Annotated in this window: 23 protein-coding genes; 14 read left to right on the top strand and 9 right to left on the bottom strand. The window is 66.2% G+C overall.

The genetic code is table 11. The features are described 5' to 3' along the window. The first annotated feature begins 87 nt into the window (after nucleotides 1-87). Nucleotides 88-255, top strand: a complete 168-nt coding sequence (locus BFL28_RS16070; protein WP_173655780.1) for a hypothetical protein — start codon at nucleotides 88-90, stop codon at nucleotides 253-255. 36 nt (nucleotides 256-291) lie between these two features. On the opposite strand, the gene BFL28_RS16075 is transcribed toward BFL28_RS16070, so the two are convergent. From BFL28_RS16075 to BFL28_RS16085, 3 genes are read right to left on the bottom strand one after another with little or no spacing between them, the layout of a single operon-like run. Further along, a complete protein-coding gene (locus tag BFL28_RS16075; protein ID WP_069321531.1) occupies nucleotides 292-1,200 on the bottom strand; it encodes a dimethylarginine dimethylaminohydrolase family protein in 909 nt (302 codons plus the stop codon). A 55-nt stretch (nucleotides 1,201-1,255) separates the two neighbouring features. After that, nucleotides 1,256-1,513, bottom strand: a complete 258-nt coding sequence (locus tag BFL28_RS16080; protein ID WP_069321532.1) for a hypothetical protein — start codon at nucleotides 1,511-1,513, stop codon at nucleotides 1,256-1,258. Between the two features lie 27 nt (nucleotides 1,514-1,540). After that, nucleotides 1,541-1,717 carry a DUF3606 domain-containing protein gene (locus BFL28_RS16085; RefSeq protein ID WP_069321533.1) on the bottom strand — a complete coding sequence of 59 codons (177 nt, stop codon included), beginning with the start codon at nucleotides 1,715-1,717 and terminating at the stop codon, nucleotides 1,541-1,543. A 99-nt stretch (nucleotides 1,718-1,816) separates the two neighbouring features. On the opposite strand from BFL28_RS16085, the gene xth reads away from it, so the two are divergent. Then, nucleotides 1,817-2,620, top strand: a complete 804-nt coding sequence (gene xth, locus BFL28_RS16090) for an exodeoxyribonuclease III (RefSeq protein ID WP_069321534.1) — start codon at nucleotides 1,817-1,819, stop codon at nucleotides 2,618-2,620. A 175-nt stretch (nucleotides 2,621-2,795) separates the two neighbouring features. Here the strand turns inward: xth and phbB are convergent, their stop codons facing one another. Genes phbB through BFL28_RS16105 form a run of 3 tightly spaced genes read right to left on the bottom strand, consistent with a single transcriptional unit; the run spans nucleotide 2,796 to nucleotide 6,784 of the window. Next, the gene (phbB, locus tag BFL28_RS16095) at nucleotides 2,796-3,518 is read right to left on the bottom strand and encodes an acetoacetyl-CoA reductase (protein ID WP_069321535.1); all 723 of its coding nucleotides are present in this window, start codon (nucleotides 3,516-3,518) and stop codon (nucleotides 2,796-2,798) included. A gap of 30 nt (nucleotides 3,519-3,548) precedes the next feature. Then, nucleotides 3,549-4,556 carry a ferrochelatase gene (gene hemH / locus BFL28_RS16100; RefSeq protein ID WP_069321536.1) on the bottom strand — a complete coding sequence of 336 codons (1,008 nt, stop codon included), beginning with the start codon at nucleotides 4,554-4,556 and terminating at the stop codon, nucleotides 3,549-3,551. Next, nucleotides 4,553-6,784: a xanthine dehydrogenase family protein molybdopterin-binding subunit gene (locus BFL28_RS16105; RefSeq protein WP_069321537.1), complete on the bottom strand. Its 2,232-nt coding sequence runs from the start codon at nucleotides 6,782-6,784 to the stop codon at nucleotides 4,553-4,555. The genes hemH and BFL28_RS16105 overlap by 4 nt, the downstream gene beginning before the upstream one ends. 94 nt (nucleotides 6,785-6,878) lie before the next feature. Here BFL28_RS16105 and lgt point away from each other — a divergent pair, with 94 nt between their 5' ends. The 7 genes from lgt (at nucleotide 6,879) to BFL28_RS16140 (ending at nucleotide 14,705) form a co-directional block, all read left to right on the top strand. Beyond that, nucleotides 6,879-7,751 carry a prolipoprotein diacylglyceryl transferase gene (lgt, locus tag BFL28_RS16110; protein ID WP_069321538.1) on the top strand — a complete coding sequence of 291 codons (873 nt, stop codon included), beginning with the start codon at nucleotides 6,879-6,881 and terminating at the stop codon, nucleotides 7,749-7,751. Further along, nucleotides 7,751-8,803: a class I SAM-dependent methyltransferase gene (locus BFL28_RS16115; RefSeq protein WP_069321539.1), complete on the top strand. Its 1,053-nt coding sequence runs from the start codon at nucleotides 7,751-7,753 to the stop codon at nucleotides 8,801-8,803. Before lgt ends, BFL28_RS16115 begins: the two co-directional genes overlap by 1 nt. Beyond that, nucleotides 8,800-9,306, top strand: coding sequence for a GNAT family N-acetyltransferase (locus BFL28_RS16120; protein ID WP_069321540.1), 507 nt, complete (start codon nucleotides 8,800-8,802; stop codon nucleotides 9,304-9,306). Before BFL28_RS16115 ends, BFL28_RS16120 begins: the two co-directional genes overlap by 4 nt. Beyond that, nucleotides 9,303-10,067, top strand: a complete 765-nt coding sequence (gene pgeF / locus BFL28_RS16125; protein WP_069321541.1) for a peptidoglycan editing factor PgeF — start codon at nucleotides 9,303-9,305, stop codon at nucleotides 10,065-10,067. The genes BFL28_RS16120 and pgeF overlap by 4 nt, the downstream gene beginning before the upstream one ends. A gap of 85 nt (nucleotides 10,068-10,152) precedes the next feature. After that, nucleotides 10,153-11,475 (top strand): cystathionine gamma-synthase family protein, encoded by a 1,323-nt coding sequence (locus BFL28_RS16130; RefSeq protein ID WP_069321542.1) that lies wholly within the window; start codon nucleotides 10,153-10,155, stop codon nucleotides 11,473-11,475. Between the two features lie 77 nt (nucleotides 11,476-11,552). Then, the gene (gene thiL, locus BFL28_RS16135; protein ID WP_069321543.1) at nucleotides 11,553-12,431 is read left to right on the top strand and encodes a thiamine-phosphate kinase; all 879 of its coding nucleotides are present in this window, start codon (nucleotides 11,553-11,555) and stop codon (nucleotides 12,429-12,431) included. Between the two features lie 93 nt (nucleotides 12,432-12,524). Next, nucleotides 12,525-14,705, top strand: coding sequence for a sodium-translocating pyrophosphatase (locus tag BFL28_RS16140; protein WP_069321544.1), 2,181 nt, complete (start codon nucleotides 12,525-12,527; stop codon nucleotides 14,703-14,705). Between the two features lie 59 nt (nucleotides 14,706-14,764). Here BFL28_RS16140 and BFL28_RS16145 read toward each other — a convergent pair whose 3' ends face one another. Beyond that, nucleotides 14,765-15,385, bottom strand: a complete 621-nt coding sequence (locus BFL28_RS16145; RefSeq protein WP_079247217.1) for an aspartyl/asparaginyl beta-hydroxylase domain-containing protein — start codon at nucleotides 15,383-15,385, stop codon at nucleotides 14,765-14,767. Nucleotides 15,386-15,523: 138 nt separating this feature from the next. On the opposite strand from BFL28_RS16145, the gene BFL28_RS16150 reads away from it, so the two are divergent. Further along, nucleotides 15,524-18,457 carry a M16 family metallopeptidase gene (locus tag BFL28_RS16150; RefSeq protein WP_069321646.1) on the top strand — a complete coding sequence of 978 codons (2,934 nt, stop codon included), beginning with the start codon at nucleotides 15,524-15,526 and terminating at the stop codon, nucleotides 18,455-18,457. A gap of 145 nt (nucleotides 18,458-18,602) precedes the next feature. Here BFL28_RS16150 and BFL28_RS16155 read toward each other — a convergent pair whose 3' ends face one another. Next, nucleotides 18,603-20,402, bottom strand: a complete 1,800-nt coding sequence (locus BFL28_RS16155; protein WP_069321546.1) for an AMP-dependent synthetase/ligase — start codon at nucleotides 20,400-20,402, stop codon at nucleotides 18,603-18,605. Between the two features lie 73 nt (nucleotides 20,403-20,475). Further along, nucleotides 20,476-21,462, bottom strand: a complete 987-nt coding sequence (locus BFL28_RS16160; RefSeq protein WP_241527365.1) for a quinone-dependent dihydroorotate dehydrogenase — start codon at nucleotides 21,460-21,462, stop codon at nucleotides 20,476-20,478. Between the two features lie 122 nt (nucleotides 21,463-21,584). On the opposite strand from BFL28_RS16160, the gene BFL28_RS16165 reads away from it, so the two are divergent. The 4 genes from BFL28_RS16165 to sufC all read left to right on the top strand — a co-directional run bounded on the left by BFL28_RS16165 (nucleotide 21,585) and on the right by sufC (nucleotide 24,832). After that, on the top strand, nucleotides 21,585-22,004 hold the full coding sequence (locus tag BFL28_RS16165) for an SUF system Fe-S cluster assembly regulator (RefSeq protein ID WP_069321548.1): 420 nt from the start codon (nucleotides 21,585-21,587) through the stop codon (nucleotides 22,002-22,004). Next, nucleotides 22,004-23,467, top strand: coding sequence for a Fe-S cluster assembly protein SufB (sufB, locus tag BFL28_RS16170; protein WP_069321549.1), 1,464 nt, complete (start codon nucleotides 22,004-22,006; stop codon nucleotides 23,465-23,467). The genes BFL28_RS16165 and sufB overlap by 1 nt, the downstream gene beginning before the upstream one ends. 121 nt (nucleotides 23,468-23,588) lie before the next feature. After that, nucleotides 23,589-24,077 (top strand): energy transducer TonB, encoded by a 489-nt coding sequence (locus BFL28_RS16175; protein ID WP_069321550.1) that lies wholly within the window; start codon nucleotides 23,589-23,591, stop codon nucleotides 24,075-24,077. Between the two features lie 11 nt (nucleotides 24,078-24,088). Continuing rightward, on the top strand, nucleotides 24,089-24,832 hold the full coding sequence (gene sufC, locus BFL28_RS16180; protein ID WP_069321551.1) for a Fe-S cluster assembly ATPase SufC: 744 nt from the start codon (nucleotides 24,089-24,091) through the stop codon (nucleotides 24,830-24,832). The last annotated feature ends 170 nt before the right edge of the window (nucleotides 24,833-25,002 follow it).

The raw sequence follows: 25,002 nt of genomic DNA on the forward strand, positions 1-25,002 counted from the left end.
CGCCGATGCAACAATCGCGCTCGCTCGGCCTGAACATTTGGTCGAGCCGCACGTTGGGAGGCCTGAGAGGTTCTTATGGCACAATCCATGTTCTTTGCGCAGGAACGCCTGCACCGCGCGAAGGCCGCACTGGCGCGGGATCTTGCCGCGACAGTCGACGACCCTCGTCGCACCCACGCGTTCCTCGCTCGAGCGGCACGCCATGCCGAGGCGGTGCCCGGCAGTCTCAACGAAGGGTTGCTGATCCTGCGCTGACGCCAAGAAGGATCGAGCGCTGCCTAGCTTGGCGAGCTAGCCTGCTCGGGCCAATGGCATGGTCAGGCAGTGCAGCCCGCCACCGCATGCCGAAAACTGCGAGATGGGCAGGGGCACGGGATCGAACCCTGCATCGGCCAACATAACGCGCAGTCGCGGCTGTGCGTCGCTGATCAAGATGGTCGTGCCGTCGATCGACACCACGTTACAGCCCAGCGCCTTGGCTTCGGCGAGTTCGACCGGGAGCAGTTCGATCCCACGCGCGCGCACTTGCGCAACGAACGCGGGGTCAAGCGCGTCGATACAGGCCAGCGCACGGTGCTCGTCCAGCATGCAGAAGATGGTGTCGAGATGCAGGTGCTGTGGATCGAACGGGCTGACCAGCACCTCCCAGCCCTGCCGCTCAAACAGCGCGGCAAGCGCTGCGACGCCTGCGCGCGTCGTCCGCACGCCCGATTGACCGACGATCAACAGCCCTTCGCGCGCGATGCAGACATCGCCGCCTTCGATCGTGCCGTCGCGAATCCGTGCGACCGGCCATGCCCCGATACTGCGCAGGAAGTGCTCGGCATGATCCGCCTCGGACTGACGATGCGGCAGCGCGGGATTGAGGATCAGCGGCCCCCAAGGGGTCGTCACGACGCTGTCGCGTGTAAAGCACAGGTCGGGCAGCCCGGGAACGGGTGGCAGCATGTGACAACGGACGCCGAGCGCCTCCAGCGCCCCGCGCACGCGTCGATGCTGGTCAAGCGCCAAGCCGATATCGGTTTCAAACCCGCCCGCCAGGCTGTCGATTGTCGCCGCGCAGCACGGCACAGGCGCAAGATGCAAAGGGCTGCTCAGCATCACGTCGGTCAGGCGCTTCGTTTCGCCCACCACGCGCCACCGCGCCGGCACAGGCCGATCGAGCCCGCCGCTAAGGTGTTGCAGGAAATCCAGTTTCATCGGTCGCTCCGCATCGAACCTTAGCGGTCGAGCGGGCAACTAGTTCCCATTGCAACTAAAGTCCGGCCCGCGCCAGCGCGTCCGCCAGTTCATCGCTCATCGCCGGCTCGTCCTTGGGCGTCATGCGGTTGAGCGCGGTCTGTAGGCGTGTCTGCGCGACTTGCAGTGCCTTGTGCCGCACCTTGCGCACCGCATTGGTGCGCCCGGAGCGACTTTCGCCGAGCAGCGCTTCCCATTTGGCTTCTTCCGCGGCGAGCAGCGCAAGCGCCAGGCGAAGGCCGTCGCGCTGCCCCCTGCGATAATCGTCCGACATCCGCCCCCCTTGCCTGTCGCTGCAGCGTCAACCGCCCAGATGCCGCTCCACGGCGGCCGCACTATGACCGACGGCCTTCACTGCCGCTTCAAGCTCAGCGCGGCTGACGCCGAACTTGCCCGTCCAATAGCGCACCTCATAGTCCTCGCCCAAAGCGATGCGCGAGGCATCCTGTGGGCTGCGAAGCGTCTTGTCGTCTGCCATCGCTTACCTCCTCGTTGATGACCCACAGTAAACGCGCGACGATTCGCCGGTTTCCCTGAGCCAAGGAACGAGTTGCTGCCACTGCGAATTGGACCGTGCGTGAGAATCGCGACCTATAATGTGAACGGCGTGAATGGCCGCCTGCCGGTGCTGCTACGCTGGCTGGCCGAAACCGCGCCCGATATCGTGTGCTTGCAGGAGCTGAAGGCGCCGGACGAGGAATTCCCGGCGGCGGCGATCCGCGACGCTGGCTACACCGCGATCTGGCACGGGCAGAAAAGCTGGAACGGCGTTGCAATCCTCAGTCGCGCCGGCGACATTCACGAAACCCGGCGCGGGCTGCCGGGCGATCCTGACAGCGGCCAGAGCCGCTATATCGAGGCAGCGATCAACGGCATCCTGATCGGCGGCCTCTACCTTCCGAACGGCAACCCCCGGCCCGGCCCGAAGTTCGATTACAAGCTGGCCTGGTTCGACCGGCTGATCGACCATGCGGCGACGCTGATCGCATCGGATCTGCCGGTCATGCTGGCCGGCGACTTCAACATCATGCCCACCGAGCGCGACGTTTATAAACCCGAACGCTGGCTGGACGACGCATTGTTCGCGCCGGAGGTCCGCGGCGCCTATTCCCGCTTGCTCGATCAAGGCTGGACCGACGCGTTGCGCACGCTGCACCCGGACGAGACGATCTATACCTTCTGGGACTATTTCCGGAACGCGTTCGCGCGCGATGCCGGGCTGCGCATCGACCATCTGCTGCTCAGCCCGGCGCTCGCCAAGCGACTGAAGCGCGCAGAGGTCGACAGCTTCGTGCGCGGCTGGGAAAAGACCAGCGACCACGCCCCGGTCTGGGTCGAACTTGCGGACAAGCCAGTGCGGCGGAGCCGTGCGCCAGCTTAGGTAAAGTTCGCTCCCCTGCGAAGCCCCCCCCCAAGTCGCAAGCAGGGCATCGCAATGGCGCGGCCCGGGCAAATCCCGCGCCGTCGTCGGACAGGATCGCTAACGCGACCCGCCGGCCATGCCGGCCGCTGCGCATTGCGGCGCAGCGCTCCGGACTTGCCCCCCCTTGCGACCGTCAATACATATGCTGGCCGCCATTGATGCTCAGTGTCGACCCGGTCACGAACCCGCCCTCTTCGGAACACAGAAACGCAACGCCGCGAGCAATTTCATGGGCCTGGCCCAGCCGCCCGACCGGGATCTTGGCGACGATCTTTTCCAGCACGTCCGCCGGCACCGCTGCCACCATGTCGGTGTCGATATAGCCGGGGGCGATCGCATTCACCGTCACGCCGGCGCGCGCGCCTTCCTGAGCCAGCGCCTTGGTGAAGCCGTGAATGCCGCTCTTCGCCGCCGCATAGTTCACCTGACCATACTGGCCCGCCTGGCCGTTGATCGAGCCGATATTGACGATCCGCCCCCATTTGCGCTCACGCATGCCGGGAAAGGTCGCCTTGGCCATGTTAAAGCAACCGCCAAGATTGGTGTCGATGACCTCCTTCCACATCTGGTAGGTCATCTTCAGGATGGTGCCGTCGCGCGTGATGCCGGCATTATTGACCACTACATCGACCGGCCCCAGCGCTGCCTCGACCTCGGCGACGCCGGCATGGCAGGCATCATAGTCGGCAACGTCCCATTTGAATGCCTTGATCCCGGTCCGCTCGGTGAATTCGGCCGCGCGCTGATCGTTGCCGGCGTAATTGGCGGCGACCGTCATTCCCAGGTCCTTCAGCGCGACGCTGATCGCCTCGCCGATGCCGCGCGTGCCGCCCGTTACGATCGCTACTCGTGCCATGAACCTCTCCAAAATCGATAAGTGCCAACGCTAGTCAGGCTGCACCCAGCCCGCAAGCTCCCGCGCCAAAATGCTGCGCAACATCGCCATGCCCGGTTCGCTATCGTTGAGACATGACAGATATGCGAAATGCTCGCCGCCAGCTGCCATGAAACTCTCACGCCCGCGGATCGCCAGCTCTTCAAGCGTCTCGAGGCAATCGGCAGAAAAACCCGGCGCAACCAGCGCGATGCGTCTGATGCCCTGCCCCGGCAAGTCGTCCAGCATCGCGTCGGTGGCGGGTTCAAGCCACTTGGCCCGGCCGAAACGCGACTGGAACGCCACCCGTACCTCCCGGCTCAGCGCTTCCCCGAGCAGCCGCGCCGTCTTGCGACAGTGGCAGTGATAGGGATCGCCAAGCTCGAGCGTCCGCTGCGGCATGCCATGGAAGCTCGCCAGGATCGCGTCCGGCGTGAAGTCGAGCGCCGCGAGCTGCGTTTCGACCGACGTCTTCAGCGCAGCGATGTAAGCTGCATCGTCGTGATAAGGCGGGAGGGTTCGCAGTGCCGGTTGCCAGCGCATCCCGGCCAGCGTCTCGAACGCCTTGTCGATGACCGTCGCGGTCGTCGCCGCACAATATTGCGGATAGAGCGGCGCGACCAGGATGCGCTCGCACCCTTGCGCCTTCATCCTGGCAAGCTGGTTGCCGATCGACGGGTTGCCGTATCGCATGGCATGTTCGACCTGCACATCCGGGCCAAAGGCGCCCTGCAAAGCCGCTGTCTGCGCCTTGGTAATGGCGGCCAGCGGCGAGCCGTCTTCGGTCCAGACAAGGCCATAGGCGTGCGCCGATTTCTTCGGCCGCGTGCGCAGGATGATGCCGCGCAGGATCGGCTGCCACAGCAGCGGCGGGATCTCGACCACGCGCCGGTCCGACAGGAACTCGCCCAGATAGCGGCGCACCGCCGACGGGTCCGGCGCATCGGGCGTGCCCAGATTGACCAGCAACACGCCGATCCTGGGCGATGGCACTGGCGGATGCCCTTCAGGCAACATCATTCACCTCCCGGGATCAGGGGCAGCTGCCGCAGCCGCACCCCCGTTGCCGCATACAGCGCGTTGCCGATTGCGGGTGCAACCGGCGGCACCGCCAGATCGCTGACGCCGCCCGGCTCGTTGTCGCTCGCGATCAGTTCCACCATGATCTCCGGCACGGTCGCCAGCCGGGGCAGGTCCAGGTCGCGAAAGCTGCGCGCATCGGCGATATTGCCGCTGAAGCCCGTCGTCGCCCCGATTGCCGCCCCCATGCCGAAAATCAGGCCGCCCTCGATCTGCTGCTCGACGATCGCCGGATTGATCACCCGGCCGCAATCGACTGCGGCGACGAGACGGTCGACCTGCACCCGCTGATCGGCACCCACCGATGCCTCCGCCATCACCGCGATATATGATCCGGCAAAGGCATGGCATGCCAGACCCTGCCCGCTTCCCGCCATGCCGCCCTGCCACCCGCCCAGCGATGCGACAGTCGACAGGCACCGCGCCAGCCGCGGCTCACCGCCCAGCATTGCAATGCGAAAGCTGAATGCCTCGATGTCGGCGACATGCGCCAGCTCGTCGATGAAGCTCTCGGTAAAGAATGCGGTGTAGCCATGTGCGCCGCCGCGCAGATAACCCGTGGGAACGCCGATCGCAGCCGGATGATGATCCACCGCCAGATTGCCGATCCGATAGGGCGGGCGCGCGCCGGCGACTGCCGACGGATCGCCGGTTCCGCGCATCGTCCGTCCCAGGCCCGCCCAGCCTGCGCCATCGACCAGCCGATCAGCAAGCTCGTGCCCGCTCGGCGGTGCCGCGATCTTCGCCAGCCAGCCGAGCACTGCGCCATTACCCCCGAGCCGGGCTGTCATCCGTGCCGCCGACGGCGCGCGATAACGATCGTGGGAGCAGGTCTCGCCGCGCGACCAGGTCAGCTGCACCGGCTTCCTCACCTCGCGCGCGATCAGCGCAGCCTGCTGCGCCACTAGGAACTCCAGGTTCTGGCCGAACGATCCACCGGACAGCATCGAGTGGATGACGACATCGTCCACCCCGATCCTCAGCAGATCGGCGACGGCCGTACGCGCCAGCCCCGGGGCCTGGGTCGGCACCCAGATCCGCACACGGCCATCCTCCCACACCGCGGTCGCGGTCATCGGCTCGATCGCCGCGTGCAGTGACAGGCCCGTGCGATACTCCGCGGTTACGACCGTTGCGCCCTTGAACGTCGCCGACAGATCGCCCGTGGCTTCCATCCGCTCGCCCGGCCCGTCCAGCGCGGCGTCGAGCGCTTGCTGTATCGTCTCGCTCTCAATCCGGCCGGCGATCTCGAAGCGCGGGTCGATCGCCTCCAGCGCCTGGTTCGCCGCCCACCAGTTGTTCGCCGCGACGGCGACCCAGCGCTCGTTCTTCACGATGTGCAGCGTGCCAGGCACCGCGCGCGCCGCGGCTTCGTCGATCGATGCCAGCCGGACGGTGCCGACCGGCCCCTGCCGGATCGCGGCATGAACCATGTTCGGCAGGCGAATGTCGGCAGCGAAATTGGCGCTTCCCGACACTTTCCCCGGCCCGTCCAGCCGTGGCAGCGGCTCGCCGCTCAGCCGCCCGGCATTGTCGCCGCCTCCGCGCAGGTCCAGCGGGTCGGGTACGCGCTCGCTCGCCGCATCGGCCGCGAGCTCGCCGAACTTCAGCCGCTGCTGCCCATGCACGACAAAGCCCTTGGCCGTGTCGCACGCGTGCCAGTCCACGCACCAGCGGCGCGCCGCCGCCTGGCACAGCATCGCCCGCGCCGCCGCGCCGGCCTGACGCAGCGGTTCTTCGAACTGCCGCATGGATGTCGATCCGCCGGTCAGCATCAACGCGCTGCGCACGGCATGCGTCTCACGCAGCCGCTCCGGCAACAGGTCAGGAAACAACGCCGACGACCCGAGGGCGTTGGCGTAAAGCGGGTTGAGCGGCGCGGCCTCGACCCCGACCATCTGCCAGTCCGCACCAAGTTCGTCGGCGATGACCTGTGGCAGCGTGGTGTAGACGCCCTGCCCATATTCGCACTGCGGCACCGCCACGGTCACGCGCCCGTCCGTTGCGATCTTCAGCCACGCACCGAACGCCGTTTCGTTCTCGCCCACGCTAAGATTGGACAGATAGGATCGCGGCCATACCGCCCACGCAACGATCAGCCCGACCCCCGCGCCGCCGCCAACCAACAACGTCCGCCGATCGATGCCCTTGCCGCCTGCTCGCTTCATCGCGCTTGCTCTAGCGGCTCTTCGCGCCAATCGCCACTTGGGTTTGCCGTCATCTGCGGATAGGACGGCGCCTCACCCCGGGGAGGCCCAATACGTGATCCTGACCGCCGCCGCAGCCGCTGCGACTCACATCCGCTTCAGCGACCTCGGCCTCGATCCGGTGGCGCTCGACCTCGGCTTCTTCCAGCTGAAATGGTACAGCCTCGCCTATATCGCCGGCATCCTGATCGGCTGGTGGTATCTCTTGAAGCTGCTGGCCCAGCCCGGCGCCCCGATGGCGCGTCGCCACGCCGACGACATGGTATTCTACGCGACGCTCGGCATCATCCTGGGCGGGCGGCTTGGCTATGCAATCTTCTACCAGCCGCAGCTGTTCCTCGAACCGTTGAGCCTGCTGCGCCTGTGGGAGGGCGGCATGTCGTTCCACGGCGGCGTGATCGGCACCAGCCTCGGAATCCTTTATCTCTGCCGCAAGGAAAAGCTGAACTGGCTGCGCGTCCACGACTATGTCGCGTGCGTGGTGCCGTTCGGCCTGTTCTTCGGACGCCTCGCCAACTTCGTGAACGGCGAATTGTGGGGCCATCCGACCGCCATGCCCTGGGGCATCGTGTTCGATCGGACCGGCGAGGACGTCGCGCGCCACCCAAGCCAGCTTTACGAGGCCGGCCTGGAAGGGCTGCTGCTCTTTGCCGTGTTGTGGTTCCTGTTCTGGAAGACCGACGCCCGCTATCAGCCGGGCAAGCTCGTCGGCACGTTCATCCTGGGCTATGGCCTCTCGCGTTACTTCGTCGAGTTCTTCCGCGAATATGATGCGCAGTTCCAGGGCACGATCTTCGCGACGCCCGGCCTGCACATGGGCCAGCTGCTCACCATTCCGATGATCCTGGGCGGCATCTACCTCATCGCCACGGCCAAGCGCCGGCGCGAGCGGGTCGAGCCGATCGCAGGCGGCCCCAGCATCGCCTGATGTCCAGCGAGGAAGGATCGCTCCCCGACCGGATTGCCCGCGCCATCACCCTGGCCGGGCCGATTCCGCTGTCGCAGTTCATGGGCGCGGCGAACACGCATTATTATGCGACGCGCGACCCGCTGGGCACGCGCGGCGACTTCACGACGGCGCCCGAAATCAGCCAGATGTTCGGCGAACTGGTCGGCCTGGCGCTTACCGACATCTGGGACCGCGCCGGCCGCCCCGATGCGCATTATGTCGAACTCGGTCCGGGCCGCGGCACTCTCGCCGCCGATGCCCTGCGCGCCATGGCCAGCGCCGGGCTCAAGCCGCCGGTCCATTTCGTCGAGAACAGCCCCGCCCTCCGCGCGCAGCAGGCCAAGGCCGTGCCACAGGCCGAATGGTCGCTTGATCTGGTCGGCCTTCCCGATGACGCGCCGCTGCTGGTCGTCGCCAACGAATTCTTCGACGCCCTGCCGATCCGCCAGCTGGTCAAGACGCCGCAAGGCTGGCGCGAGCGGCTCGTCGCGTGCCAGGATACCCTGTTCCTGCCGGTGGTCGGCAATACCGTGTTCGATCCGATCATCCCCCATCAGTTTCGCGATGCGCCGGATGGCTCCATCCTCGAAACTTCGCCGCCCAGCGTCGCCATCCTGCGCTCGCTGGCGGCAAAGCTGCTGGCACAAGGCGGCGCCGCGCTCATCATCGACTATGGCTATTCGGGGCCGGCGATCGGCGACACGCTTCAGGCGGTGCGTGGCCACGCCTACGCCAACCCGTTCGAGGCGCCGGGCGAAGCCGACCTGACCGCCCATGTCGATTTCGGCACGCTGATCGAGGCTGCCCGGGTCGAAGGGCTGGAGGCTTACGGCCCCGTCACGCAAGGCGCGTTCCTCACCGCGCTCGGCATCGGTCCGCGCGCGCAGTTGCTCGCCGCCAGATCGCCCGAGCGCGCAGCGGAGATCGAGACCGCGCGCCACCGCCTCACCCATGACGAAGCGATGGGCGATCTGTTCAAGGTCATCGCGCTCGCCGCGCCCGGCTGGCCTGTGCCGGCAGGCTTCGCATGACGACGCTTCGCCCCGCAACGCTCGCCGACGCCGCGGCGCTAAAGCATGTGTTCGACGTCAGCTTCGTGGCGACCTTCGGCCACCTCTACGACCCGGCCGACCTGGCCGCATTCATGGCCGGGTCTACCCTGCAGTCATGGCAGGAACGACTGACCGACGAGCGTTTTACCGGCTGCGTCGCGCAGGTCGGCGGCATTGTCGCCGGCTATGTGCTGCTCGGCCCGCCCTCGCTACCGGGCGACTGGCCCGCCGACACGGTCGAGCTACGCACGCTCTATATCCTGCCCGACCATCAGGGCCTGGGGCTCGGCACGCAGCTGCTTGAATGGGCGATCGGATCCGCTCGCGCGCGCGGCGGGCAGCAGCTGTCGCTCAGCGTATTCGTCGACAACCATCGCGCGCGGCGATTGTACGAACGCTACGGCTTCACCGATGTCGGCCGCTACGACTTCAAGGTCGGCAACCATGTCGATGAAGACCGCTTGATGCTGCTCGCGCTATGACGGTCGAGGTGGTCCGCGCTGCGGCGCTTGCCCGCATCGCACATGGATTTCTCGGCCGGGCGGGCGGCGTCTCGACCGGTCCGACGGCTGGCCTCGATATGGGCCGCCGCGGCCTGCCGCCCACGCCCGAACTGATCGAGAATCAGCGCCGCGCGCTCGCCGCCGTCGCGCCGGACACGCAGCTTGTTACCGCTTACCAAATCCATTCGGCCGAAGCAGTCGTGGTCGCCGAACCGTGGCCCGACGACGCCCGCCCCCATGCTGACGCGCTGGTGACCGATCGGTCCGGTATTACGCTCGGGATCCTCACCGCCGACTGTGCGCCCGTCCTGTTCGCCGATGGCGCAGCGGGCGTCGTCGGTGCCGCACATGCCGGATGGAAGGGCGCGATTGGCGGCGTTACCGATGCGACCATCGCCGCAATGGAACAACTCGGCGCCACTCGCGCCAACATCGCCGCTGCGGTCGGTCCGTGCATCGCGCGCGCCAGCTATGAAGTGGACGATGCCTTCCTCGCCCGCTTCACCGATGCCGATCCGGCAAACGAACGCTTTTTCGCACCGGGCCGCGCCGGCCACCATCAGTTCGATCTGGAAGCTTATGTCGCGCACCGCCTCGCCGCGGCTGGCCTCGTCCGTATCGAGATGCTCGGGGAAGATACATATAGTCAGCCTGACCGCTTCTACAGCTTCCGTCGCGCGACTCATCGAGCAGAGGCGAATTATGGCCGCCAGATTTCGCTGATCTCCCTCGGGTCCTGACCTATGCGCCGATTGACCGTTTGATGCGTTGATGCGAAGGCACAACGAAGAAGTTTCATTTGTTACGAGATAGCGGAGCGCCACGATGACCGACCAGCCCGGCAAGCCGACCGAAGCCGACCTCACCGGTACCGAACCGCGTCGCCGCCCCAAGCCGTCCGCCGACACGATCGGCAACCGCCGTCTCAGCCCCGCCACGATGATGATGGGCCATGGCTATGATCCGATGCTTTCGGAAGGGTCGCTGAAGCCGCCGATCTTCGCCACCTCGACCTTCGTCTTCCCCAACGCTGCTGCCGGCAAGCGGCATTTCGAAGGCGTGACCGGCCAGCGGCCGGGCGGCGCCGAGGGGCTCGTCTATTCCCGCTTCAACGGTCCCAACCAGGAAATCCTCGAGGATCGCTTGGGCGTCTGGGAAGAGGCCGAGGATGCACTCGCCTTTTCCTCGGGCATGTCGGCTATTGCAACGCTGTTCCTGGCGATGGTCAAGCCGGGCGATACCATTGTTCATTCCGGTCCGCTCTATGCGGCGACCGAAACGCTGATCGGCCGCATCCTTGGTAAGTTCGGGGTCCACTGGGTCGATTTCCCCGCCGGTGCGACGCGCGAGGAGATCGACGCCGTGCTGCAGAAGGCATCGTCGGGCAACGTCGCCCTCATCTATCTCGAAAGCCCCGCTAACCCCACCAACGTGCTGGTCGATGTCGAAGCTGTCGCAGCCAGCCGCGATGCGATCTTCACGGGGGCGAACAAGCCGCCGATCGCCATCGACAACACCTTCCTGGGCCCGCTCTGGGCCAAGCCGCTGAAGCAGGGCGCAGACCTCGTCGTCTACAGCCTCACCAAATATGCCGGCGGACACAGCGATCTGGTCGCGGGCGGCGTGCTGGGATCGAAGGAATTCATCAACACCATCCGCCTGATGCGCAACACGATCGGCACGATCTGCGATCCCAACACTGCATGGATGCTGCTTCGCAGTCTCGAAACGCTCGAACTGCGTATGAGCCGTGCCGGTGAAAACGCTGAAAAGGTTTGCGAATATCTGCGACAGCACGACAAGGTCGAAAGCGTCGGCTATCTTGGCTTCCTGGAAGAAGGCAGTCGTCAGCGCGACATCTATGATCGCCATTGCACCGGTGCCGGCTCTACCTTCTCCCTGTATCTTAAGGGCGGCGAACGCGAAGCCTTTGCGTTTCTGGACAGCTTGAAGATCGCCAAGCTCGCAGTCAGCCTCGGCGGCACCGAGACACTCGCCTCCGCACCGGCCGCGATGACTCATCTGTCGGTACCCAATGCCCGCAAACAGGCGCTCGGCATCACCGACAATCTCGTCCGCATCTCGATCGGTGTCGAGGATGCCGACGACCTCATCGCCGATTTCGAGGAAGCGTTGAAGGCGGTCTGATCCATTCCGCGCCGTCATCCCGGCGCAGGGCCGGGATGACGATTGTATGTGACGCAAGCGCAGCCTAACCCACGCCTGTGCCCGACGAATTCGCCTTCATCGCCGCCCTGCGCGCCATCGCCACGCACCCGGCGGCGGCGGGTTTGACGGACGACACCGCGCAGCTCGATCTTCCCGCGGGTCGCCTGATCCTCACCAGCGACACCATGGTCGCCGGCGTTCATTTTCGCCCGCACGATCCGCCCGATGCGATCGGCTGGAAGCTTGCCGCCGTGAACCTCTCCGACCTTGCCGCAAAGGGCGCGAAGCCGATCGGCTGCCTGCTCAACTATGCGCTGTCCGGCGAAGCGGCCTGGGACCACAGCTTCCTCGCGGGCCTGAACGAAGCACTCGTCCACTATCGAATGCCGCTGCTCGGCGGAGACACCGTCGCCATGCCGCAAGGTAGCGCGCGCAGCTTCACCCTCACCGCGCTGGGTGGGGGACAAGCCAGCACCCCGCTGCGCAGTGGTGCGCAGCCCGGCGACGGCTTGTGGGTCACCGGCCGCATCGGCGGCGCAGGCTTCAGCCCCGATGGCGAACCGCATGACCTTGCCCGTTATCTGCGCCCCACCCCCCGCCTTTCGGAGGGCCAGGCGATCGCTCCGTTCGCTACGGCGATGATGGATGTGTCCGACGGCCTGCTCATCGACGCTCGCCGCCTCGCCGAAACGAGCGGTGTCGCGATCGCGATCGATCTCGATGCGATCCCGCTCGCGCTGCCCGATCTGGATCCGATCGCGGCCGCCACTGCCGGGGATGATTACGAACTGCTCTTCACGCTGCCCAATGGCACGAACCCGCCCGCCCCGGCCACGCGCGTGGGTGACGTTGGCGTCGGCAGCGGCCTGCACCTGCGTCGCGCCAGGCGTTCCGTGCCGCTTCCCGCCAGTCTGGGTTACTGCCACGGCGCTTGACAGCCCTAGGCCCCTCTATACGCTCCCTCTCCTGCCGTAAGCGCACCGGGCAAAGAACCGGGCGCGAGCGGGTACACAGGGGAAGGATGCTCAATGACGATTGTCTATATCGCCATCGCGTGCGGCGTGCTCGCCGTACTCTATGGCCTCGTGACATCGCAGCAGGTGCTTCGCGCACCGGCGGGCGATCAGAAGATGCAGGATATCGCCGCCGCCATTCAGGAGGGGGCAAAGGCTTATCTCGGACGTCAGTACACCGCCATCGCCATTGTCGGCGCGGTGGTTGCGGTCGTGTTGTTCCTGACGCTCGGCGGGCTTTCCACCGCCGCCTTCCTGCTCGGCGCGGTGCTGTCGGGCGTTGCGGGCTATGTGGGCATGCACATCTCGGTGCGCGCCAATGTTCGCACGGCCGAGGCTGCGCGCAGTTCGCTGCAGGGCGGCCTGACGCTCGCGTTCCGCTCGGGCGCGATCACCGGTATGCTCGTCGCAGGCCTGGGGCTGCTCTCGATCTCGCTGCTCTTCTGGTATCTCGTCGGCCCGGCCGGGGGCGAACCGGATGGGGAGGAAGTGATCAAGGCGCTGACCGCGCTTGCCTTCGGCGCCTCGCTGATCTCGATCTTTGCCCGACTGGGCGGCGGCATCTTCACCAAGGCGGCCGATGTCGGCGCCGACCTGGTCGGCAAGGTCGAGGCCGGCATCCCCGAGGACGATCCCCGCAACCCGGCCGTCATCGCGGACAATGTGGGTGACAATGTCGGCGATTGCGCGGGCATGGCCGCCGACCTGTTCGAGACCTATGTCGTCACGATCGGCCTCACCATGGTGTCGATCGCGCTGCTGGTGACCGGCACGTCGGACCAGTTGCTGCGCCTGATGGCCCTTCCGCTGATCGTCGGCGGTGTGTGCATCATCACGTCGATCATCGGCACGTACATGGTCCGGCTCGGCAGCGGCCAATCGATCATGGGCGCGCTCTACAAGGGGTTCTGGACCACCGCCATCCTGGCGGTCCCGGCGATCTACCTTGCGACCGGCTATGCGCTGGGCGACCTCAACGCCGTGATCGGCGGCGCGGCCGATGCGACCAACACCGATGTCGCCGCGTCCGTCGCGCGCCAGGCGGTGGGCGAAGGCTTTACCGGCATGGACCTCTTCTGGTGCATGATGATCGGCCTGGGCGTAACCGGGCTGCTGGTATGGATCACCGAATATTACACCGGCACGCAATATCGGCCGGTCAGATCGATCGCGAAGGCGTCGGAAACCGGCCACGGCACCAACGTCATTCAGGGTCTGGCGATCAGCCTTGAATCGACGGCCATGCCGACGATCGTGATCGTCGTCGCGGTGATCGCGTCCTATCAGCTGGCCGGCATCATCGGCGTGGCCTTCGCCGCCACCTCGCTGCTCGCGCTCGCCGGCATGGTCGTCGCGCTCGACGCCTATGGACCGGTCACCGACAATGCCGGCGGCATTGCCGAGATGGCCGGCCTGCCCGACGATGTGCGAACTCGCACCGATGCACTCGATGCCGTGGGCAATACGACCAAAGCGGTGACGAAGGGCTACGCCATCGGCTCCGCCGCGCTGGCCGCGCTGGTGCTGTTCGGCGCCTATACCGAGGATCTCAAACGCTATGCGACCGAGCTTGGCCTGACGCCGAAGGCGGATGGCACGGTCGTCGATTTCTCGCTGTCGAACCCCTATGTCATCGTCGGACTGCTGTTGGGCGCGCTGCTCCCCTATCTGTTCGGAGCGTTCGGCATGACCGCGGTCGGCCGTGCGGCGGGCGCGGTGGTCGAGGATGTGCGCGCCCAGTTCCGCGAGAACCCCGGCATCATGCAGGGCACCAGCCGCCCCGCTTACGGCCGTACGGTCGACATCGTCACGCGCGCCGCGATCAAGGAGATGATCGTTCCCAGCCTGCTGCCGGTGCTCTCACCGATCGTACTGTTCTTCGTGATGCGCGCTGTTGCCGGCACCGAGGCGGCGTTCGCCTCCGTCGGTGCCATGCTGCTCGGTGTGATCGTCTCAGGCCTGTTCGTCGCCATCTCTATGACTTCGGGCGGCGGCGCGTGGGACAACGCCAAGAAGTATATCGAGGACGGCAACCACGGCGGCAAGGGCAGCGAGGCGCACAAGGCCGCGGTGACCGGCGACACGGTGGGCGATCCCTACAAGGACACCGCCGGCCCGGCGGTGAACCCGATGATCAAGATCACCAACATCGTCGCGCTGTTGCTGCTCGCCGCGCTGGCTAGCACCGGCGGCTGACACCAGCGCCTGGATGAACCTTCACCCCGTCCGGCCTGGCGCCGGGCGGGGTTTTCGTTTCAGTTCGCCCGCAGCAATCGGTCCGCCAACCAGCGCCCCGGCTGACGCAGCGGCCGTCGCACGCGCAATGCCAGGACCAGCCCCGCGCGATCGCCGTCGTTCCACCACGCGTCGGCCTGCGTCTCGTCGAACATCAACGTCTCGCCCTCGGCCCAGCGCACCGTCCGCTTGCCAACCCGCAAGCGCAGATCGCCTTCACGCGGGATGACCAGGCCCAGGTGACAGGTCAGCACCATCCGCCCTGCTTTGGGCCGGGCCATGGCGTGCACGCCTGGCTCGATCGGCACGAACCGGGCGGACACGAGGCCCGGGATCACGCCCAGCAGCGCAGCTGTCAGCGGGTGCGCGCGCGGCTCGACAGACCGCCCCGCGCTTGCCTCATGGGCGATCTCGGCCACCCGGCCGCGCAGCGCGCAAGTCCAGGGGAACGCGCGAATATCCAATAGCGGCGTCATCGGCACCAGCGAGCTTGCCGCGACCACGCGGTCCACCTGTCGCGTCAGCCAGGCGGGCGATGACACGGTCGGCGGCGACAGCTCGCGCGCTACCAGCCGCAACGGGGCTGCCGGCTCGGTCCACGCCGCGCCCTCCATCCGCCGAACTGCCACGCCGCGCCGCATTTCGTTTCCACCTCTCGCTCGTCGAGCCGACTAGCCGCGAGATCGGCCCAAAAGATGGCGCTGGCGTGGGAAGTGGCTGCAAACCCGCCACAATTGCGCGGCTGGCGGCGGCCCGCCAACCCGGCTACACTGGCTGCGATGTTCTCGTTCCCCCGCGTGAAGCCGCTCGCCCTTTCCTTCCTCGTCGCCGCGCTCGGCCTGTCCGGCTTCGCGCCGCTGCACAGCCAGACCGCCACGCCCGCCCCCAGCGCGTCGCCGGCGGTTCAGGTCGACAAGACGCCGTGGCTCTACAAGGGCAGCGACATTCCGCACGACCCGGAGTGGCGCTTTGGCACCCTTCCCAACGGGCTGCGCTATGCGGTACGAAAAAACGGCGTACCGCCCGGCCAGGTCGCGGTGCGGCTGCGCATGGACGTCGGCTCGCTGCACGAAGGGCCAAGCGAGCTCGGCTTCGCGCACTTGCTCGAACATCTCTCCTTCCGCGGCTCCTCCAAGGTTCCCGACGGCGAATCGAAGCGCGTGTGGCAGCGGCTCGGCGTGACCTTCGGATCGGACAGCAACGCCAGCACCACGCCGGTTTCGACGACCTACAAGCTCGATCTGCCCGATGCGAACGAGACGAGCCTGGACCAGTCGATGATGATCCTCGCCGACATGATGGCGGCGCCCAACATTACCGACGCGATGCTCAACCTTGAGCGGCCGGTCGTGCTGGCCGAACAGCGCGAGCGGCTGGGCCCGCAGGCGCGCGTCTCGGACGCACAGCGTCAGCTGATGTTCGCCGGCCAGCTGTTCGGCGAGCGCCCGGTCATCGGCACGACGGCCACGCTGAACGGGGCGACCGCCGCCACGGTGAAGGCGTTCCATCAGCGCTGGTATCGCCCCGAGCGCGCCACGCTGGTCATCGTCGGCGATCTCGATCCCGCCTTGTTCGAGCGGATGATCGCCAAGCATTTCGCTGGCTGGAAGGGCGTCGGCCCCAACCCGAACAATCCCGATTTCGGCAAGCCGGATGCGACCAAGCCGACCAGCGCCGCACTCGTCGAGCCGACGCTGCCACCGATGGTGTCCATGGCGGTGCTGCGCCCCTGGACCGTGTTCGAGGATACGATCGTCTTCAATCAGGAGCGGATGGTCGATTTCGTCGCGATCCGCATCATCAACCGCCGCCTCGAATCGCGTGCGCGCGCTGGTTCCAGCTTCATCGGCGCCGGAGCCGATCTGTCCGACGCGGTGCGCTCGGCCAATGTCACCTCGATCCAGGTCGTGCCGATCGGTGAGGATTGGGAAAGCGCGGTCAAGGAAGTGCGCGCCGTCGTCGCCGACGCGCTCGCGACCGCCCCGACTCAGGCCGAGATCGACCGAGAGGTGGCCGAGATCGACTCCAGCATGCGCAACTCGATCGCTACTGCCCCGGTTCAGGCAGGCTCACGCCGCGCCGACAATCTGGTCGAGGCAGTCGACATCAACGAGGTGACGACGAGCGAGCAGGCGAGCTACGACATCTTCACCGGTGCCAAGGGCAAGGGCCTGTTCACGCCAGCCCGAGTCCTCGCCGCGACGCAGCGCATCCTGCAGGGAACCGCCACCCGCGCGCTCGTCACCACGCGCACGCCGGACAGCAACGTGCAGACCAAGCTCGCCGCGGTGCTCGCCGCCGACGTCTCCGGCTTGGTCGGCGCGCGCAAGGCGACCCGGTCGGTAACCTTCGCTTCGCTGCCCAAGATCGGCGCACCGGGCAAAGTGGTCGAGCGGACCGTCGCCGTTGCAGAGCCGAAGATCGAGCGCGTGCGCTTCGCCAATGGCAGCACGCTGCTGCTGTTCCAGAATCCGGGCGAGGTCGGCCGCGTTTATGTCAATGTCCGCTTCGGCCGCGGCATGCAGGCGCTGCCCGCCGGCAAGCAGACCCCGGCCTGGGCCGGCGACATGGCGCTCGTCGCCAGCGGCATCGCCTCGCCTGGCGGGCTGATCGGTCAGGAAGAGATCGATCAGTTGACCGGCGACCGCCAGATCCAGCTCGGCTTCGGGATCGGCGACGATGCCTTCCAATTCTCCGCCCAGACGTCGCCGACCGATCTTCAGGACCAGTTGAAGCTGATCGCGGCAAAGCTGCAATCGCCTGGTTGGGATCCCAATCCGGTGGCGCGCGCGCGCGCGGTCGCGGTCACCGGCTATGCCGCGACCTCGTCCTCGCCCGACGCGGTGATCGGCCGCGACCTTGAACGGCTGCTGCGCGGCAACGACCCGCGCTGGGGCACGCCGCCGCTGGCACAGATCGAGAAGCTGAATGCCCAGGATTTCCGTACCTTCTGGGAACCGCTGCTCGCCAGCGGGCCGATCGAGGTGCAGATTTTCGGCGACATCGACGTTGAAAAGGCGATCGAGGCCGCGCGCACGACCATCGGCGCGATGAAGTCGCGCAGGGAAGCCGCACCGAGCTCGCCCGCCGTCCGCTTCCCCATGCACAGCGCTGCACCCGTCGTGCTGAGCCACACCGGTCAGCCGGATCAGGCCGCAGCGGTCATCGCCTGGCAGACTGGCGGCGGGGCTGACAACATCACCGAAAGCCGCAAGCTCGAGATCCTCGCCGCCGTGATGCGCGACCGAATCCTCGACCGTATCCGCTCGGCGGAGGGGGCAAGCTATTCGCCGACAGTGCTCAGCCAGTGGCCAGTCGGCCAGCCGGGCGGCGGGCGCATCATGGCACTGACTCTGATCCCGCCGGATCGTACCGACCTGTTCTTCCGCGTGGCGCGCGAGATTGCCGCCGATCTGGCGGCCAAGCCGATCGACATCGACGAACTGCGCCGCGCGATGGTGCCGACCGCGCAGATGGTGGTGCGCCGATCGAGCGGCAATCCATTCTGGATGCAGCAGACCGAAGGCGGCACCCGCGACCCGCGTCGCCTCGCCGCGATCGCAAGCATCGCCCGCGACTATGGCGCAACCACGCCGCAGGAGCTTCAGGCGCTGGCGATTAAATATCTCGCGCCGGGCAAGGACTGGAGCATGGTCGTCCTGCCCGAGGCGAAGGCAGCTGCGCCTGCTGCGGCTGCCGCGCCGGGGCGCTGAGTTCTTCTCGCTCCGGGAGAAGAACGGCGCAGTTCCGCAGCTTGCTGCCCTAGCGAAGCTTGGATGAGGGCGAGGAAGGCAGTCCGCCCTGCCCTCGCCCTTGCGCCGCTACGCGGCTCCGTCCCGCTCCTGCTGGAAGAGAGGCTTACCCTTTGTAAAGCGCGTCCAGCCGCTCGCCATAAACCTCTTTCAGCACGTGCCGCCGGATCTTCAGGCTGGGCGTCAGCTGTTCGTTCTCGATCGTGAACGGCGCGTCGGCGAGGATGAAGCGCCGGATGCGCTCGATCACCGACAGGTCCTTGTTCACGCGCTCGACCGCCTGGCCCACCGCCGCGCGATAATCGTGATCCTCGCGCAGCGCCTTCAAATCGCACTTGGCGGCATTTTTCGCGCACCATTCCTGTGTCCACTCAGGATCGGGCACGATCACCGCGGTCATATACGGCTTGCGGTCGCCTGCGATCATCGCCTGCATGATCTCGGGCTGCAGCGTCAGCATCCCTTCGACCTTCTGCGGCGCGACATTGTCGCCCTTGTCGTTGACGATGATATCCTTCTTGCGATCGGTGATCTTGATCCGCCCGCGTTCGTCGATCACGCCGATATCGCCGGTGTGCAGCCAGCCGTCTTTCAGCACGCGCGCGGTCTCGGCCTCGTTGCGCCAATAGCCGTGCATGACCAGCTCGCCGCGCACCAGGATTTCACCATCCTCGGCGATGCGGACCTCCACGCCCTCCAGCGGCGGGCCGACCGTATCGTGCTTCAACCCGGCCTTGGGCCGGTTGCACGAGATGACCGGCGCCGCCTCGGTCTGGCCATAGCCTTGCAGAAAAGTGATCCCCAGGCTTTCGAAGAACACGCCGACTTCCGGATTGAGCGGCGCGCCGCCCGACACCATCGCCTTGATCCGTCCGCCGAATTTGGCCGACAGCTTGGGCCGCAGCGTGCGGCTCAGTAGCAGTTCCATCGGCAGGTCAAGCACCGACCCCTTGCCCGCCGCCTTCTTGCCGCCGATCGTCACCGCGCGGTCGAGCAGGTAGCTTGCGAACTTGCCCTGTTTCTCGACTTGCTTGCTGATACGCGTGCGCAGCACTTCGAACAGGCGCGGCACCACGACCATCAGCGTGGGGCGCACCTCCTCGATATTTGACGCTAGCTTGTCGAGCCCTTCGGAATAATAGATCTGCGCGCCAAGCCCGATCGGGAAATGCTGCCCGCCGGTATGCTCATAGGCATGGCTGAGCGGCAGGAACGACAGGAAAATCTCGTCCTCCCACCCGAAATCCTCGCTGATGACGACGCAGCAGCCTTCGACATTGGTCAGGATCGCGCCGTGATGCTGCATCACGCCACGTGGCGATCCGCCGGTGCCGCTCGTATAGATGATGCACGCCAGCTCGTCGCGCCTGAACCGATCCGCCGCCTCGCCCGCGGCAGCCACGTCGGCCGGGTGGTCCGCGATCAGCTGCGCCCAATCGTGGAAGTCGATCGAGCCGGGCTGGCCGATCCGCACATCCTCGATCCCGATCACGACATGGCCCGAACTTCCCGTTGTATGCAGAATCGCCGGGATCAGCGTCTTGGCCAGCTTCACATTCGATACGATCGTCATGCACGCGCCCGAATTGTCGAGGATGTGCTGGTGGTCGCGTTCGGTGTTGGTAGTATAGGTCGGCACCGTGACCCCGCCCGCCGCCATGATGGCCAGGTCGCTGATGCACCATTCGGGCCGGTTCTCGCTGACCAGCATCACTCGCCCGCCCGGTTGAAGGCCCAGCTCCTTCAGTGCTGCGGCCAGGCTCGCAACCTGCTGCGCCGCCTGTGCCCAGCTGGTCGAGACCCACTTCCCGCCCGTCTTGGCCCACAGAAACGGGGCATCGCCCTTCTCGCGTGCCCGCGTGAAGAACATCTGCACCAGATTGTCGAACCGTTCGAGCTTTCGCATGCCTGTCCTAACTCATCCTGCCGGGGTTCGTGCCCGGGCGTTTCGCCGGAACGTAACGGGCGCGCCCGATCCGTCAAAGGGCTTTGAGGATGCGCCGCACCAGGCCCGGACCTTCATGGACCAGCGCCGAATAAAGCTGCACCATCGCTGCCCCAGCCTCCAGCCGCGCCAGCGCCTCCTGCGGCGAATCGATCCCGCCGGCGGCGATCACCGGCAACTGCCCGCCGCTCAATGCCAACGCTTCCTTGAGCTTCGTCATCGCCAGCGCCGCCAGCGGCTTGCCGGACAGGCCGCCTGCCTCCGCAGCCTGCGGCGAACGCAGGCTGTCCGGCCGCGATATGGTCGTGTTGCCGACGATCAGCGCGTCGATCCCTTGGTCGATCGCTGCTCGCACCGCGCCGTCTAGCCCGGCGGCGTCGAGGTCGGGCGCAATCTTCAGGAACAGCGGCACCCGCTTGCCATCGATCACCCGCGCCGCGTCGCACGCCGCCAGCAACTCGTCCAGCGCCGGCCGCGATTGCAGGTCGCGCAGACCCGGCGTGTTGGGCGAGCTGACGTTGATCGTCACATAATCCGCGTGACGGGCCGCCTTGCCGACGCCTTGGCGGTAGTCGGCGATCCGGTCGTCGCTATCCTTGTTCGCGCCGACATTGATGCCCAGCACGCCGGGCCGCCGCGCGCTCGCCACGCGGGCCAGTGCAGCGTCGATCCCGCCATTGTTGAACCCCATGCGGTTGATAACCGCGCGATCCTCGACCAGACGGAACAGCCGCGGCTTGGGATTGCCGGCCTGCGGGCACGGCGTCAGCGACCCGATTTCGACGCTGCCAAAGCCCAGCCCGAACAGCCCGTCGATCGCTTCGCCATCCTTGTCGAGACCGGCTGCAAGGCCGACCGGATTGGGAAATTCGATCCCGGCAAGCGTCACCGGCCGCACGCGCGGCGGCGTACCGCCACTCGACCATGCCAGCGTGCGGATCGCCAGCCGATGCGCTCTTTCGGCGTCGAGGGTGAAAATCAGCGGCTTGAGCAGGTCGTACAGCATCGCCCCCTTAAACATGACATTCGGCCTAACGGAACATATCCTTTGCACAACGCCTGCCGGGCCGGGTTGACCCCAAGCACGCAAAGGCCCATTTGCCCAATCGGAACGAAACCTTCCGATTTGAGAACTACTCGCAAATGCGCCTTTCGGCTCAGACAGATTATGCCGTCGTGATGCTCTCCGCTGCCGCTCGTCATTGCGGCATCAGCGGCCGGCTGAACGCGACCGTACTGGCCGATGAAACGGGTCTTCCCTTGCCGACGGTGCAAAAGCTCGTCAGCCGGCTCGCGTCGGCTGGTCTTATCGAGTCGGCACGCGGCACCGGCGGCGGCTTCCGCCTCGCCCGCCCGCCCGCCACGATCACGCTGGCCGATATCGTCGAAGCGATCGAGGGGCCGATCGCGCTGACCCAATGCGTCGATACAGGCAAACGCGATTGCTGCATCGACCAGACCTGCCGCGTGAAGCCGCACTGGAACCACGTCAATGGCGCCGTTCGCGGCGCGCTCGCGGGCGTCACCCTCGCCTCGCTCTCACGGACACCGGAACTCGCCTGATGGCCACCAAGAATGCCGAGGCGCTCGCCGCCGCCAACAAGAAATACGAATGGGGCTTTAGCTCGGATATCGAGCAGGAGTTCGCGCCCAAGGGCCTGTCGGAAGACACCGTCCGCTTCATCTCGGCCAAGAAGAACGAGCCGGAATGGATGCTCGACTGGCGTTTGAAGGCTTATCGCCACTGGCTGACGATGACGCCGCCGGACTGGGCCAAGCTCAACGTGCCGCCGATCGATTATCAGGACGCCTATTACTACGCCGAGCCCAAGGCGAAGCCGAAGCTCGACAGCCTGGATCAGGTCGATCCCGAAATCCTGCGCGTATATGAAAAGCTCGGCATCCCGATCGAGGAGCAGAAGGTGCTCGCCGGCGTCGAGGGCAGCCGCAAGGTCGCGGTCGACGCCGTGTTCGACAGCGTCAGCGTCGCCACCACCTTCCGCGCCGAACTCGAAGCTGCCGGCGTCATCTTTCGCTCGATCAGCGAAGCCATCCGCGAATATCCCGATCTGGTGAAGAAGTGGCTGGGCAAGGTCGTGCCGATGCACGACAATTATTTCGCAGCGCTCAACTGCGCGGTCTTCAGCGACGGCACCTTCGTCTACATTCCCGAGGGCGTGCGCTGCCCAATGGAGCTCAGCACCTATTTCCGCATCAACGCGGAAAATACCGGCCAGTTCGAACGCACGCTGATTGTCGCCGACAAGGGGTCGTACGTCAGCTACCTCGAAGGCTGCACCGCGCCGATGCGCGACGAAAACCAGCTTCACGCCGCAGTGGTCGAACTGGTCGCGCTCGACGATGCCGAGATCAAATATTCGACCGTCCAGAACTGGTATCCCGGCGACGAGAACGGCAAGGGCGGCATCTACAATTTTGTGACTAAGCGCGCGCTATGTCAGGGCAAGAACAGCAAGGTCAGCTGGACCCAGGTCGAAACCGGCAGCGCGATCACCTGGAAATATCCCAGCTGCGTGCTGGCGGGTGAGAACAGCGTCGGCGAATTCTACTCCGTCGCGGTCACCAACAACCGCCAGCAAGCCGACACCGGCACAAAGATGATCCATCTCGGCAAGAACAGCCGCTCGACCATTGTGTCGAAGGGGATCAGCGCCGGCCGGTCGGACAACACCTATCGCGGCCTCGTCCGCGTCGGTCCGACAGCCGAGAATGTCCGCAACTTTACCCAGTGCGACAGCTTGCTGCTCGGCGACCAATGCGGCGCACACACCGTACCCTATATTGAGGTGCGCAACCCCTCCGCGCAGATCGAGCATGAAGCGACGACGAGCAAGATCAGTGAGGATCAGCTATTCTATGCGATGCAGCGCGGGCTGGACCAGGAGGCGGCCGTCGCGCTGATCGTGAACGGGTTTGCGAAGGAAGTGCTGCAACAGCTGCCGATGGAGTTCGCGGTCGAGGCGCAGAAGCTGCTGGGGATTTCGCTGGAAGGCAGCGTGGGATGATCCGCCACACCGCCCATCGTCATCCCGGCGTTGTGCCGGGATCCACCCCTCCACCCGCGATGCCATCGGTTGTTGCACGGTGGACCTCCGCCCAAGGCCGGGGCGACGAAGGGGCGCGCGCATGAGCGTCGCCCTCGCCCTCCTCGCCGCCGTTCCCCAGGACGCTCCGCCGCCCGAAGCAACCGAGGCCGACTATGACGAGATCGTCGTCCAGGCCCGCGTCGGCCGCGTCGCGCTGATCTTCGACAAGGCAGCCGATGGCCGCCTGATCAACTGCCGCGTCTTCATCTCCAGCGGCACGCGCCGTATCGACGACAATGCGTGCAACTCGCTCCCCGATTGCATCACGTCGAACAAGGGCGAGGAATATTGCGGCAAGGGCGGTATTGCACTTGTTGCGGTCGAGCCGAAGGCCAAGCCTCCCGCCGCGCTCGGCCTTGGCGTCACGCTCAAGCCGGAAGCGCCGAGAATGCCGGCGGTCGGCCCGGCAGTCACCGCGCAGACAGACGATGACCCCAATCGCCTCGGCAAACTCGCGCCCCCGCCGAAAGCCGATAACGGCCCCCCGCTCGTGACGTTTGGCGGGCCGAAGCTAGACGATCCCAAGTGACAGAAAGTCCCATGCTGCAAATCAACGACCTTCACGCCGAAATCGACGGCAAGCCGATCCTTAAGGGGCTGACCCTGACCGTGAATGCGGGCGAGGTGCATGCGATCATGGGCCCCAACGGCGCGGGCAAGTCGACGCTCGGCTACGTTCTTGGCGGGCGGCCGGGCTATGAGGTCACGGGCGGCAGCGTCACCTTCGCTGGCCAGGACCTGCTCGATCTCGCACCGCACGAGCGCGCCGCCGCCGGGCTGTTCCTGGGCTTCCAGTATCCGGTCGAGATCCCCGGCGTCTCGAACGTCCAGTTCCTGCGCGAGAGCCTCAACAGCCAGCGCCGCGCACGCGACGAAGCCCCGCTGTCGGGCGCGGAGTTTCTGAAGCTCGCCCGCGCGCAGGCCGCGACGTTGGAGATGGACGCCGAGATGCTCAAGCGCCCGGTCAACGTCGGTTTTTCCGGCGGCGAGAAGAAGCGCAACGAGATGGTACAGATGGGCATCCTGAACCCCCGCTTCGCGATCCTCGACGAAACCGACTCCGGCCTCGATATCGACGCGCTGCGGATCGTCGGGGACGGAATCAACCGCATCATGCGCGCGCCCGACAAGGCGGTGCTGCTGATCACCCATTATCAGCGCCTGCTCGACTATGTGAAACCCGACGTCGTCCACGTCCTGGCCGACGGCCGCATCGTGAAGACCGGCGGTCCGGAACTCGCGCTCGAGCTGGAACGCGAAGGCTATGCGCAGGTGGCGGCGTGAGTCTTTTGCTCGCACGAAGCCACGAAGCCACGAAGAAGGTGGTTTCACGCGGAGGCTCGGAGACGCGGCGATCCGGTACCAGCCGAGCCAGCGGCTCTCATCTTACGAACTTCGCGGCCTATCGCACCATCGCGATGATCGAAGCGCTTCACGCTGGGCGCAACGCCTCT

The organism is Sphingomonas turrisvirgatae, from assembly GCF_001721295.1.
GTDB classification, from domain to species: domain Bacteria; phylum Pseudomonadota; class Alphaproteobacteria; order Sphingomonadales; family Sphingomonadaceae; genus Sphingomonas; species Sphingomonas turrisvirgatae.